This window comes from Paenibacillus nuruki, assembly GCF_001721045.1.
GTDB classification, from domain to species: Bacteria; Bacillota; Bacilli; order Paenibacillales; family Paenibacillaceae; genus Saccharibacillus; species Saccharibacillus nuruki.
This window is the reverse complement of sequence record NZ_MDER01000086.1, coordinates 139,553-153,067: the sequence shown is the minus strand read 5'-3', so window position 1 is coordinate 153,067 and position 13,515 is coordinate 139,553. Positions and strand designations below refer to the sequence as shown.

Here is a 13,515-nt window from a genome sequence, read left to right as displayed (position 1 = left end):
ATGCTGAATGAACAGGCTTTGTCGCCAAAAATAGATATCACAGTTAAGAATAAGCTCATCATTTTTATCACGATGGTGCTTATAGTGATCACGTCGGGTTCTGTGTTATTCGGCAAATTGTATTATTCCCTCTTTATTATGATTCTGTTCGCAACAGCAGTAGTGTTTTACTTTCCGAAGCGAATAGAACCCAAGCACTTTTTGACTTTGATGGTCATCTTAGCTTTTATCTTATTTAATCTATTATTGTACCGCGATAATATTGGGGGCTATGGTGGATTGATCCTGAAAATTCTAGCGATTTTTATGATTATCAATCGACTGGATATTCATCAGGCTGGTAAAAGTTATCAGTGGATTATCGTTGCATTAGCATTACTAAGTTTACCTTTTTACGCTTTGGGTGTGGTTAGCCCTGAATTTGTAAGATCCACTTTCCCAACAGTGGATGTGTGGAACGGTGTTTATCGAATCACACCATTTTATGTATATGGGAATTGGAATATGTCACGAAATCAGGGGATCTTCTGGGAACCTGGTGCTTTTCAAGTCTTTCTGAATTTGGGCATTTTCCTGATGCTGTTCACCAACCGGAAGCTGCCCAAATGGCAATTGATTCTCGTTACCGGCACATTACTTACAACGATGTCCACTTCAGGATATATGATCTGCGGATTGATCTACTTCGCTTATCTGATCCGTAGCGGTAAACGCAAGCAAATGACACAGCTCATTATTCCGTTGTTGCTGTTAATTCCGCTCATTTATTTTGAAAGTCAAAGTGGTGTTATTGCAGATAAGTTTCAAGATGGCAATCAATCGTTTGATCGTCGATCTTTGGATACCACGTCGAATCTGGAGTTGATGATAGAGAAACCGCTAGTCGGTTGGGGCTTCCAGAACAATAGCGTACTGATGGAAAGGTATGGGATCGGAGATTCATCGAACTCACTACTAACCTTTGGTTATCAATTTGGCTTACCTTTACTACTGATTATGCTGATTTATTATTATTCAAGATTACAGCGAGCGATTGGAAGTGTGTTTCAAAGCATACTGATCTTTATTGCACTGATCATTGTATTTTCAACGGAAAACATGATCTTTCAGCCATTGTTCGTCATGTTAATGTTTTTCGATGTTAAAGCTTCAGAACAAAAATTAAAGAGTGGTGAACAACTCCATGGAAACGAAGTCAATCGCTTACGTAGCCCCTTACGTGGACGAGCAATTGCACCAGAAAAGGGGATATAGCTCGAAGCATACGGCAGGCAATAAAAAAATTGACTGTATCTTGCATGCGTTGGAGGAAGGCGATAACCAGATTACGGTGATCTCGCCATTGCTACTCAAAAAGAATACATTTCGTTTTTTCAGCGCAGATCGTTATTCGATTGGACATCGAAGTGAAGTCATTTATCCGGCAACCGTAGATGCGAAATTTATCAGTCTGTTTTTGACACTATTTACGACATTCTTTCAACTGGTTCGTTGGAATCGGGCGCATAAAGGTGAATCACGTGCTGTGATTTTCTACAATTATCGCTTAGAAACCGCGTTACCAGCGATGCTGTTCAAAATGCTATATCGTGTACCTCTTATCGTTGAGTATGAAGATGGAATTTATGCTGTTACAGAAACGAATAAGTACTACAAAAAGCTAACCGTCATGGTAGAGAAATTTGCTAACAAATTGTTAGATGGCGCTGTACTTGTTACATCTGTACTCAAGAAAAGAATTCGCACGGATAACTACACAGTTGTCCGCGGAGGTACGGTTCATCCTGCAAAGCTCAAACCTGTGCAGGAAGTGAATCTAGGTACAGCCGATCGAGCATTTCGTATGGTGTACTCTGGACGACTGGATTACGACCGTGGTATCGAAATTCTGCTTGAAGCGCTCCCCCATGTGAACACTGAGCGCATGATTCAATTAGATATTACAGGCTATGGTCCATTAGAAGAAAAAGTAAAACAGTTTATCGCAAGTCAGTCTAATGCACGTATTAATATCACATTCCATGGTTTTCTGGATGATAACGATTATGCTGCATTGATGGAACAAGCGGATTTATTTGTAAATACACAACGTGAAAAGATTCTGTTCAGTGAATGTTCGTTCCCTTCTAAAGTGGTCGAATATATCAAATACGGTAAGTTGGTTCTAACTTCCGGTGTATCTGATATTAATCTGATTAACCAAAATATGTTTGTCACTTACGGTAATGATAGTGCACAAGAATTAGCAGCAGCAATCAACGAAATTTTGCGTCATCCAGCACAATACAGTCTATATCCAGCTCGTGCGATGCAATGGTTGATCAGCGATTGTTCTCATAAAGTCGTGGCTGGCAAATTGGATAAAGTACTGAATCGTGCAATCAGCGGTGGTACCAAAGAGAAAGTCGTCTATTCGGAATCCACCTCAATGAAATAAGCAGGAAGGAGGGATGAAGATGGTAAAGATCAGACTGGATCAATATTCACAAGAAGAGTATTCACGCGGAAGATCAGGACTCTATTGTCTACTGTGGTGGTTTGTACAAGGAACGTTATTCCGTTTCTCCCTACACAATATGTATAACTGGAGAAGATTTCTTCTCAATAGCTTTGGAGCGAAGCTTGGACTAGGTGTTCATGTTCGTCCATCTGCTAAATTCACGTATCCGTGGAAAGTTACGATCGGAGAGTATTCTTGGATCGGCGACAATGTTGAATTTTACAGTCTTGATGAGATTGTCATCGGTAGCCATTGTGTAATTTCCCAGAATTCCTATCTGTGTACAGGTAGTCATAAGCTCAATGATCCAACGTTCGGATTAATTACAAAGCCTATTCATATTAAAGATGGTGCATGGGTAGCAAGCGACGTATTTGTCTATCCAGGCGTTACGATTCATGAATTAGGTGTTGCAGGAGCAAGAAGTACGATTTTCAAAGACATTCCAGCGAATGAAGTGCATATCGGGTTCCCGGCTGCATTTCACAAGCATCGTTTCGCTGAAGAAGTACCGACAGAACATCAAGTTACACCGATTGCTCAAGTACACCGTATCAAATAAACCAAATGAGTCCTATAGACAAAAGAGGGATGAATGTGAAACCAAAAATAGTTTTTGTCATTAACTACTTTTATCCCGATTATGCATCAACGGGACAATTATTAACCGAGTTGTGTCTGTACTTACAACATGACTTTGATATTACAGTGATTGCCGAATGTCCTCCAGGGTATGGAGGCGAAGCCGCAGCAAAAGGACGTTATATTACCGATCATCTTGAAAATATTAAAGTGATCCGTATTCGTCTTCCTGAGGTGGATAAGCAAAGTAAGTTCAGCCGGATCAAGTATATTTCGACGTACTTCTTCTATGCGACTTACTTGTTATTGAAGCAAAAAAATACAGACTTTATCTACACGATCTCTACACCACCAGTACTAGGCGGTTTGATCGGTACCATCGGTAAATTATTCAAACGTTCCAAACATATCTACAATATTCAGGATTTCAACCCTGAACAAGCAGAAGCTGTCGGTTACACGAAGCGACAATGGATTTTTAATGTAGCGCGTGCGATTGATAATATCAACTGCTCGATGGCGGATCATATTATCACCGTAGGGAAAGACATGCAAGAAACATTGGTGAATCGCTTTGGTGGACGCAAGCATATCGAGAATACAGTGATTAACAATTGGACGAATGAAGAAGAAATCGTTCCTTTGGATAAACATCATCCACGAGTCGCTAAGTTTATCGCCGATCATGGCTGGCAAGATAAATTTGTTGTAATGTACTCCGGTAATCTAGGTCTTTATTATGATCTAGAAAATCTAATGACGATTATACCGGGTCTGAAAGATTGCAAAAACTTGGTCTTTGCTTTTATCGGAGAAGGTGCAGTAAAGAAAAAGATGCAGGAGTATGCAGCACAACATGGACTCGAAGAATCCGGTCAAGTGTGTTTTCTCCCTTTCCAACCGAAAGAGGATTTGAAATATTCGCTTAATGCAGCTGATGTTCATCTGGTCGTGAATCAGAAAGGCATCAAAGGGGTCTCTGTTCCAAGCAAAATCTACGGCGTTATGGCGGCTGGTAAAACAGTACTGGGTGTACTGGAATCAGGTAGTGAAGCTCATCGTCTGATCGTAGAAGGCGCTTGTGGACTTGTAGCAGAACCTCAAAATTATGAGGATATTGAAATTCAACTTCGTCGTCTGTATGAGATGGATGCTGAAGAAATTCAAGCGATCGGTCAAAATGGCCGGGACTATCTGGAAAAATATTTACGCCGCGATGTATCGCTGGAAAAATATCGTCAGCTATTGTTATCCATGGCGACACAGTCCCCGTCCACAACTATGGTTTCTGAATCAAGATAAATATAGTCTGAACGACCAACCATCCGTAACATACTAAAAAAAGAAATGGGAGGGATTGGAGTGAAACTTATCCTTTTATCTGGAGGTTCAGGTAAGCGTTTATGGCCTCTGTCTAACGATGCAAGATCAAAACAATTTTTGAGAGTACTGGAAAATGAACAAGGTGAACTGGTATCAATGGTTCAGCGTGTATGGAATCAATTGGATGCTTGTGGATTAAGCGAATCTAGCCTTATCGCAACCGGTCAATCTCAAGTCGAGATTATGCGGAGTCAAGTCGGTGCTGATGTACCTCTTATTATTGAGCCAGAACGAAGAGATACGTTTCCTGCTATAGCACTTGCAGCAACCTATCTATATTCCATAGAAGGTGTCAGCTTGGATGAAGTCATTACGATTTTGCCAGTTGATCCTTATGTAGACAATATGTTTTTTGACACAGTAAAAAGTATGGAAATGGCACTACAAGAATCCGATGCAGATATCGCACTAATCGGTGTAGAACCAACATATCCTTCTTCTAAATATGGTTATATTATTCCGTCAGGTGAAACGACAGAAACCGGTCTTCGCAAAGTAAGCCGTTTCCAAGAAAAACCGACTGAAGAGTATGCAGAACAATTAATTGCAGAAAATGCACTTTGGAACTGTGGTGTGTTTGCTTTCAAACTAGGCTATCTGATTAGCTTACTTGAAGAAAAAGGATTGCCAATTCAATATGAGCAATTCCTTAAACAGTATGATCGTTTACCAAAAATCAGTTTTGACTATGAAGTTGTCGAGCAAGCTAAAAATATTATTGCTCTTCCATATACCGGTTACTGGAAAGACTTGGGTACATGGAATACATTGACCGAGGAAATGAGCAGCGTACAAATTGGACGCGGTATTATCAGTGAAGACTGTGTAAATACGCATTTGGTTAACGAAACCAACGTACCTGTTACGATTCTAGGTATGAAAGATGTTGTTGTTGCTGTAAGCCCGGACGGTATCCTGGTATCTGACAAAGCATCCAGTCCACGTTTGAAAGAATTAGTGAATTTCGATCAAGGTCCTATGTATGAAGAGCGTCAATGGGGCTGGGTTGTTGTATTGGATGATCAGAAGTATGAAGACGGACGCTGTGTATTAACGAAGCGTATCGGTCTACAAGAAGGCAAGAACTTGAGCTATCAGTCACATACGGATCGCGAAGAAGTATGGACAGTGGTTAAAGGCGAAGGCGAATTTGTTCTCAATGGTAACATGATGCGGGTAAGAGCAGGGAACGTACTGCATATTCCAGTCAAAGCACTTCATAGTATCCGTGCAGTGAAGGATCTAGAAGTGATCGTTGTACAAACGGGCTTTAATGCGCAGAACGATCAAATTGTGGAGCTATTCCATTCATGGGAAGAGATCGAACAAAACTGCATGAAGATTTAATCACCATCTGTTATTACATTTCAGATTACGGATATGGACATGCCACGCGAAGTATCGCAATTATCCGCACGGTACTAGAGCGACATCATGATCAACCTATCCGATTAATCGTTAATTGCGGCAAAGCATTACCGTTTTTAATCGATTCATTACAAAAAGAAATGTTGCCATGGATCAGCAATGATCATCGTATTGAATTTAGAAGTATATTTTCTGATACCGGTTATGTGTTACAACACGATTCGATTGCAGCAGATATACAGAGCCTTAGACAACAATATAACCTCGATATGTCGTTGTTTGAAGAAAGAGTTACCCAAGAACAGCAATTTTTACTTGGAGTTAAGGCGCAACTGGTGATCAGTGATATTTCACCGATTCCGTTTGTCGCCGCACAGCGTGCAGGTATAGAGTCTTTAGGCATATCGAACTTTACCTGGTACACCGCTTATCAAGATATGTTGGAAAAGTCAGATTTAAATACATTGCGTGCCGCTTATGCTCAAATGGATCATTTTATCAGTCTAGCCGGTTGTGCTGAACCCGAGTGGGGACGCAAATGTCGAATAGATACTGGATTCTTTTGCAGACAACCTGATCTTCAGGAAGTCGAGCGTATACGTACAGAATTAGATCCGACTGGACAACGTAAAATTATCTTTTTCGGCTTAGGTCGTAGTATACAGGTGGATCATTGGTCAACGATGGAACTGTGGGATAGTGAACAATGCGTATTTATCGTATCGTCCAATATGGATATTGACCATCCTCAAGTCGTACAGATTCCTGATCAATACACCGAATCACAGAATTATGTAGCTGCCGCCGATCTGGTGATTACTAAGCCAGGTTGGGGTACCGTCTGTGAAGCTATCGAGTTAGCAAAGCCACTCATTTTGCTTAATCGCAGTCATTTTTATGAAGATCGTCATACGATTGCAGCTGTTCCTAGCGACCATCCATTGTACTTGATGTCATGGGAAGAGATTCAGCAGTTAACATTATCAACAGAAGACGAGATAGGTCAACGTCATGATGCACAACCAGGCAAAGGGTTAAGCATACATGAACGATCTAGTTCTACTTTAGTTGAGATTGCAGATTATATTCAAAATCTTTTACAACATGTAAAAGTGGTCTGAACTTAGTGCATAACGATCCAGACGATAGCACCCCATAATAATAGTGAAAGTGCAGTGCCCCATAGGCATCCTTTTGCAAATGATGGATTGGTTTGATATCTCATAATGGTCAGCCTCCAAATATAGAATGAGATTGAAAAGTATTTGTCCAATCATAGATTGAATCCGTACTAGATTGAATCTGTCAATCTGACAAATGAATCAATTTCTTATAAATACTATATCGGTTGAACTACGGGATAGATGAATAGAGTTTAGGAATAACATACTCAATCTGTTTTGAAATATAAAATTACAAATAAGGAACAGGAGTGGTAATGATGAATATTACTGTAATAGGTACAGGTTATGTAGGTTTGGTATCAGGTGTCTGCTTTTCAGAAATAGGAAACAACGTACGTTGTGTGGATAAAATTGCTTCTAAAATCGAGACGTTGCAAAATGGTGGCATCCCGATCTACGAACCAGGTCTTCAAGAAATGATGATGAAGAATGTAGAAGCAGGACGATTAACATTTACAACGGACTTGAGTGGACCGGTATCCGAATCGGATCTCGTGATTATTGCAGTAGGTACTCCACCACTTCCTTCCGGTGAAGCAGATCTACAATATATCGAAGCGGCTGCTCGTGAGATTGCTCTTTCCATGAAAGGCTACACTGTCGTTGCTGTGAAAAGTACAGTTCCTGTTGGAACCAATGAGCGCGTAAATAGCATTATTGCTTCTTTAACCGATCAACCTTTTGATACAGCTTCGATTCCAGAATTCTTGCGTGAAGGTTCTGCGGTTAAAGATGCATTCAATCCAGATCGTCTAGTACTTGGTGTACAGACACAACAAGCAGCAGACTTGCTACTTGAATTGCACCGTCCTTTGACTGAAAATCTAGTAGTAACAGATATCCGTAGTGCTGAAATGATCAAATATGCATCCAATGCTTTCCTTGCAACTAAGATTTCATTTATCAACGAAATTGCTAACATTTGTGATAAAGTTGGCGCAGATGTTGATGAAGTTGCCAAAGGAATGGGAATGGATCGTCGTATCGGACCTTCATTCTTGAATGCAGGTATCGGTTACGGTGGTTCTTGCTTCCCGAAAGATACGCATGCTTTGATCCAAATCGCAGGTAATGTAGAGTATGACTTTAAATTACTGAAATCTGTAGTTGAAGTCAACCAAGCACAGCGTTGGGGAATTGTTGATAAGTTGTTAGAAGCATTAGGTACTTTACAAGGTAAAAAAATCGCTGTCTGGGGTCTAGCATTCAAACCAGATACAGATGATATTCGTGAAGCACCATCATTGGAGATCGTACCGAAATTAGTAGAATTCGGTGCAAAACCACAAGTATTTGATCCAGTAGCCGCAGAAAACTTCCGCCGTGAATATGATCACGAATCGATTACTTTTGCAGAAAGTGCTTTAGAAGCCGCTCGTGGTTGTGATGCAGTCTGCTTGTTAACCGAGTGGGGCGAGTTCGTGAATATCGATCTTAAAGAAGTAGAAGCTGTTATGAATCAAGCTGTACTTGTAGATGGACGTAATGTATATAGCGCGCAACGTGTGAAAGAAACAGGCTTCGATTACCATTCTATGGGTCGTCCAGCATTGCTTCGTGATCACTTTATCGCGACTCAATCTTAATTCTTATCTCTAACCTATATAGCAAAAACCGACCTTGAAGTGTATCTTCAGGGTCGGTTTTTTTGCTGTTGTATTCAGATATGAGGATCAGGACATCTATCCATAATCATCAGCGAAAATTGGAGAGCTCTGGTTGTAGATCGTGATTGAATATTCTTACGCTCGATCAGCGCTAATCATGAGAAATAGAATGGAAATTTCACTGGGAATGGGAACGATCTCTTACTACACGCTCTAACAGTTGACGAATCAATTGAAGATCTTCTTCTTCAAGTGGCACGCCATCCCAATGAAGCTGGGTATAGTTGAGAAATTCACGTGCATTCGTATTTTGTTGAGTGGGATCATATTCTTCGGTCAAACCGAGCAAATAATCAGAAGTAGTACTCAATTTTTTAGCAATAGATTGGATCGTTTCCAAAGTGGGTTGTCTGTATCCGGACTCGTAGCCTGCGTATGTGCTCTTAGCTACTCCTACATGATCTGCAACTTCCTTCATCGACATATTTCGCTGTTTGCGAAGTAGTTTGAGGCGTTTGGCAAACAATTCAAAAACCCCCTAAATAACCTAAAATGTGTGCGACCGGATGCTGTTACAGTTAGGAAAAAAGCCGCAGACAATAATACATATTATATCATGTGAAGTCATTATTGCCTATATAAATACAATTCCTAACTAGCATGTCTTACCATCTATACTCTTGTTTTCGACGATATACTTTCTTATACTGCTATATACTAATTTAGTAGATAAATTATAGAGAGTGGAGTCTAGTAGGTATACATCTTAGTATATATAATGATTAGGTAAAATTGCATATGCTGTTTTATGTAAAATATAAGAATACAACATATAACTTACCTACTTAGTTATTGTTTTACTCAATAACCAATAAATGTATATAAAATATACGCAAAAAGAAGGTAGTATGGATCACTTTATATATCGGATTTTAGAAAAATATAATGAACATACAACCTAAATAAACGAATAATAGTTATATAGTCCTACTATACCACTACTTTGCTATGCTTTACTATGGCATTTAGACAAGTCCTTTCAAATATAAAAAAGAATTTAAATGATTTTGTAGCTTTATAGCGCAGTACAAGTGAAGTAGACATGATATAGTTTATGTACTTTCACTTGTTTTTGTATTCTTTAAAGATAACCAGGGAGGAATCAATTATGGAATTACTTCGTCAAAAAGTGATCAATGAGGGGATTGTCCTTGAAGGACAAGTACTCAAAGTCGATTCTTTTCTCAATCATCAGATGGACCCTGTATTAATGCAGGCAATCGGCAAAACATTTACACAATTATTCGCAGATACAGGTGTAACAACGATTTTGACGATTGAGTCTTCAGGCATTGCTCCTGGTATTATGACAGCATTAGAATTTGGAGTTCCATTGATCTTTGCCCGTAAGCAGAAGTCTCTTACATTAACAGAAGATATTTTTGTAGAAACCGTATATTCCTATACCAAAAAGCAAAGTAATGATATTACCGTCTCCAAAAAATTTATACATCCTGGTGATCGGGTACTGATTATTGATGATTTTCTAGCTAATGGAGAAGCTGCTTCTGGTCTTGCCCGTATAGTCAAACAAGCAGGCGCAGAAGTTGTAGGGATTGGTATTGTGATTGAAAAGTCTTTCCAACCCGGCGCTCAATTGCTTATAGATGAAGGATATCGCTTAGAATCACTGGTGCGAATCCGTTCGCTGGATAACGGACGTGTTGAATTTGTAGATGAATAGTCTCCGTTTTAATTAATCGTTGTTCGCAGATTGGGTTTCAGTGGTACTTTGACTAACTGAGTAGCATGAGCTTGAGACAGATAACGTTCGATCAGATCATCGGCAATATAATGAGAAGCTTGAGGTGTCTGAAGTGTACGAAGCTGTGCTTGCATACGTTCTAAAATCTCCGGTTGATCTAAAGCGCTCATCAGACGTTCAGCTAATACCGTTGAAGAATCGCATATTTCAGCAGCTTGATACGATTGCAAATACAGAGCATTCGCTAATTCTTGCCCGGGTACAGGTTTGAGTAGAAATAGTGGCAATGCACAGTGAATACATTCAGCGACGGTAAGACCGCCTGGCTTGGTAATCACACAGTCGCTCATCATCATCCATTCATTCATTCGATCTGTAAAACCTATCAGGGTAAAAGCAGGATGATCACCATAATGAGTATTTAATTCTTGCAATAAAGACTCATTTTTACCACAGATCACGATGACTTGGGTATCGGTACGACTAGCAAGCTGATCACAGACTTCACGAACGTTTTTAAGCACACCATAAGCACCGGCAAGTAACAGTACGGTTTTGGACTCTGGTTGCAGACCAGCACGTATACGAAGCTGTGCACGCTCTGCTTGATGAGATACTTCATACGTATCGGTAGATAGATGATCAAAGTCAGCTCGTAAAGGAATACCGGATACACTGATCTGTTCTGGCAAGATATCATGAGTCAACATATCCTGCTTCATGTCTGTACTTGGTACATAATAATGATCAACATGAGGATGCAACCAGCGCCCATGTAGATCATAATCAGTTAGTATATTTACAAGTGGCATCGTGAGTTTCCAACGCTTTTTCATATTAGGTAATACCAATTGAGGAAAAGTATGAATCACTAGATCAGGTTGCTCCTGCTCTAATACCGTTTGTAAACGTTGCATACCTAGCGAATGAAGAGCTTTGCCGAATAAAGAAGTGGCTTTCATTTTGCGCGTGCTGTAATATACCCAGCCATACAAGTGAGGAATGGTAGTAAAGCTTTGCATATAAATGAATTGACTCACTTTATTGATCAAAGGGTGAGATTCAGCCATCACATCAAGTAACGTTACACGTGGAACACCACGTTCGAATAGACTGGCTTGCAAAGACTTGGCAGCTTGATAATGTCCATGTCCATAACTTGCATATAAGATTAGAATTGAAGATGAATTGTAAGACATACTAGAATTCCTTTCTAAGCCATATATATTCTGTTTCTATATGAGCTGCTTCTCTATTCTTGTTGAGCATAGCATGAGAAGTTATAGATAATCCAATGTGGACATTTTTACGTATATAATATAGAGACAACTCAATCTGCAAAAGTCACTTTCTACTATAGTTTACCCGTTGGTTTCCTTTTCGAGACAACGCATTTTTATTTCATGTTCTAAAGAGTTTTTACCGCTATAAAAACGATGATTATTCGCCCAAAATTAACCTATTTCGTACCTTTTTTTAACAAACAAAAGTGCTACAATCTTAAAAAGTATGATATTATAAAATAATAAGGTGCTTAGATAAGGGTTGGCGTTGAACACGTTGCTAACAGCGACCAACACACTAGAGAGGCGCTTAGATGCGCAGGGATATACCATATGCGGGTAGATCAGCCTTGTACTAAGAAGATAAGAGCATTCAGCCGGATTGATTCAGCATTTATCTTAAAGGGTATGTAATATGTCAGATGCCCGAAGAAAGTGCTAAAAGATCACAGATGAGATACAACTTCATATCTAACTACAAACACACCAAAGGATCTTTTCGGCGTTCTCAAAAACAAGGCACGTTTTGGGAGGGAATTCCATGGCAACTAAAGGACACAATGAAGTCAAGGAAAGTCTACGAGAAATGACACGCATTTTTCGGCCTAAGGATCCAAAGAAATTTGTTAAGGAATATGTTCGCAAGTATCACATAACCGGGGGATACGAAGAAGAACTCACGCTTCTTGTCGAGGATGAACTTGTTAAGTTAGATTCGTCCGTCTCTTGATTAAGTATGTAAGCACATGCGACGATTATTGAAAATGTAATGATTAAGATTTAATGTAACAACTGAACAATGAATGTGATGATTATTTTCGTAATTTAATGAAAGCAAGACATACCGTCCTTTGGCGACTGACCGCCAGAGGACTTTTTTTTTGTTTTTTAAGATGAAAATATAATATTAATTCTTATAACAACGTATTAAAGTTAATACTTAAACCTAAAAGATAATAATCTCCAAAAATAAAGTACGAATATCTCTAAATCTATTGACACTGTATATATACAATGTATACTGTGTATATAGATATATACAGTATATACACCGAATGGAGGATATATTTATGATAGAAAATTTCAAATACGGTTGGATATTAGCTCGTAAAGATTTTGCGAACAATCGGCTGATGTTTGTCTGGTCTAGTATATTTGTACTTTATATGGGTGGTGTACTAGGTATTCTTTTTTATACAGGTACATTAGCTGGACAAAATCACTTTTTACAATCGAGTACAACTGATTTTATTATGCTAATCTGTGCACCGTTGTTGGGAACTGATTTTTCTAGGCGAGCATTTAATTTACAAAAAGAAGATACGTACACCAAAAATTTAGTCTATCTTCGTATTTTGCCTGTTTCCTCAGCTGCGATTATATGGGGAAGATTTCAACAGATGGCACTTATCTTTTTATATAACTGGACATTATTTTTCTCTATTCTGTATATCATGAGGATTCGTTTTGAAGTAGATATTTCACTCATTTCTTATATTGCTTTTGCACTCACTTGGGCTGGCTTTTGTATAACATTAATGAGTTTTTATTTATATTTTGAATTTAGTCTCTCCGGTAAAAAGTATATGAAATTTACTTTTATTGTTATTTTTGTACTTGTTATATTGTCGATTTGCAGTGTCTGGTTAGATTGGAATATCACCAACACCTTTTTGTTAGTGGCTATGAAATATGGTTTGGCTTCACCACTAATGTGGAGTTGTATAGCAGTAAGTATAGTGTGTATGACGTTATCTATTTATGGGATTCGGCGTACATTAAGACATAGAGATTTGGTATAAGGTAATGGATTTGAGAGCGCTAGGGTTAGGAGGTGTAGGCG

At 39.1% G+C, this 13,515-nt stretch carries 12 protein-coding genes; 10 read left to right on the top strand and 2 right to left on the bottom strand.

From position 1 onward, the window contains the following. The 7 genes from PTI45_RS20790 (at position 1) to PTI45_RS20760 (ending at position 8,603) form a co-directional block, all read left to right on the top strand. Positions 1 to 1,254, top strand: a complete 1,254-nt coding sequence (locus tag PTI45_RS20790) for a hypothetical protein (RefSeq protein WP_069329498.1) — start codon at positions 1 to 3, stop codon at positions 1,252 to 1,254. Then, the gene (locus tag PTI45_RS20785) at positions 1,184 to 2,437 is read left to right on the top strand and encodes a glycosyltransferase family 4 protein (protein ID WP_083243656.1); all 1,254 of its coding nucleotides are present in this window, start codon (positions 1,184 to 1,186) and stop codon (positions 2,435 to 2,437) included. The genes PTI45_RS20790 and PTI45_RS20785 overlap by 71 nt, the downstream gene beginning before the upstream one ends. Before the next feature lie 19 nt (positions 2,438 to 2,456). Next, positions 2,457 to 3,062 carry a putative colanic acid biosynthesis acetyltransferase gene (locus PTI45_RS20780; RefSeq protein ID WP_083243655.1) on the top strand — a complete coding sequence of 202 codons (606 nt, stop codon included), beginning with the start codon at positions 2,457 to 2,459 and terminating at the stop codon, positions 3,060 to 3,062. 35 nt (positions 3,063 to 3,097) lie between these two features. After that, positions 3,098 to 4,384, top strand: a complete 1,287-nt coding sequence (locus PTI45_RS20775) for a glycosyltransferase family 4 protein (RefSeq protein ID WP_069329495.1) — start codon at positions 3,098 to 3,100, stop codon at positions 4,382 to 4,384. A 60-nt stretch (positions 4,385 to 4,444) separates the two neighbouring features. Next, positions 4,445 to 5,812 (top strand): sugar phosphate nucleotidyltransferase, encoded by a 1,368-nt coding sequence (locus tag PTI45_RS20770; RefSeq protein WP_069329494.1) that lies wholly within the window; start codon positions 4,445 to 4,447, stop codon positions 5,810 to 5,812. After that, positions 5,776 to 6,954, top strand: coding sequence for a glycosyltransferase (locus PTI45_RS20765; RefSeq protein WP_069329493.1), 1,179 nt, complete (start codon positions 5,776 to 5,778; stop codon positions 6,952 to 6,954). Before PTI45_RS20770 ends, PTI45_RS20765 begins: the two co-directional genes overlap by 37 nt. Before the next feature lie 320 nt (positions 6,955 to 7,274). Next, entirely contained in the window at positions 7,275 to 8,603 is a 1,329-nt protein-coding gene (locus PTI45_RS20760; RefSeq protein WP_069329492.1) for a UDP-glucose dehydrogenase family protein, read from the top strand. Between the two features lie 199 nt (positions 8,604 to 8,802). On the opposite strand, the gene PTI45_RS20755 is transcribed toward PTI45_RS20760, so the two are convergent. Further along, positions 8,803 to 9,150 (bottom strand): helix-turn-helix domain-containing protein, encoded by a 348-nt coding sequence (locus tag PTI45_RS20755; protein ID WP_083243654.1) that lies wholly within the window; start codon positions 9,148 to 9,150, stop codon positions 8,803 to 8,805. A gap of 642 nt (positions 9,151 to 9,792) precedes the next feature. On the opposite strand from PTI45_RS20755, the gene PTI45_RS20750 reads away from it, so the two are divergent. Next, positions 9,793 to 10,368: a xanthine phosphoribosyltransferase gene (locus tag PTI45_RS20750; protein WP_069329491.1), complete on the top strand. Its 576-nt coding sequence runs from the start codon at positions 9,793 to 9,795 to the stop codon at positions 10,366 to 10,368. An 8-nt stretch (positions 10,369 to 10,376) separates the two neighbouring features. On the opposite strand, the gene PTI45_RS20745 is transcribed toward PTI45_RS20750, so the two are convergent. Next, positions 10,377 to 11,588, bottom strand: coding sequence for an MGDG synthase family glycosyltransferase (locus tag PTI45_RS20745; RefSeq protein ID WP_069329490.1), 1,212 nt, complete (start codon positions 11,586 to 11,588; stop codon positions 10,377 to 10,379). Between the two features lie 625 nt (positions 11,589 to 12,213). Between PTI45_RS20745 and PTI45_RS20740 the strand changes: the two genes are divergently transcribed. Together PTI45_RS20740 and PTI45_RS20735 are read left to right on the top strand one after the other, a co-directional pair. Continuing rightward, positions 12,214 to 12,402, top strand: a complete 189-nt coding sequence (locus PTI45_RS20740) for a hypothetical protein (protein WP_069329489.1) — start codon at positions 12,214 to 12,216, stop codon at positions 12,400 to 12,402. 340 nt (positions 12,403 to 12,742) lie between these two features. Then, positions 12,743 to 13,474 (top strand): hypothetical protein, encoded by a 732-nt coding sequence (locus PTI45_RS20735; protein WP_069329488.1) that lies wholly within the window; start codon positions 12,743 to 12,745, stop codon positions 13,472 to 13,474. Positions 13,475 to 13,515: the final 41 nt, after the last annotated feature.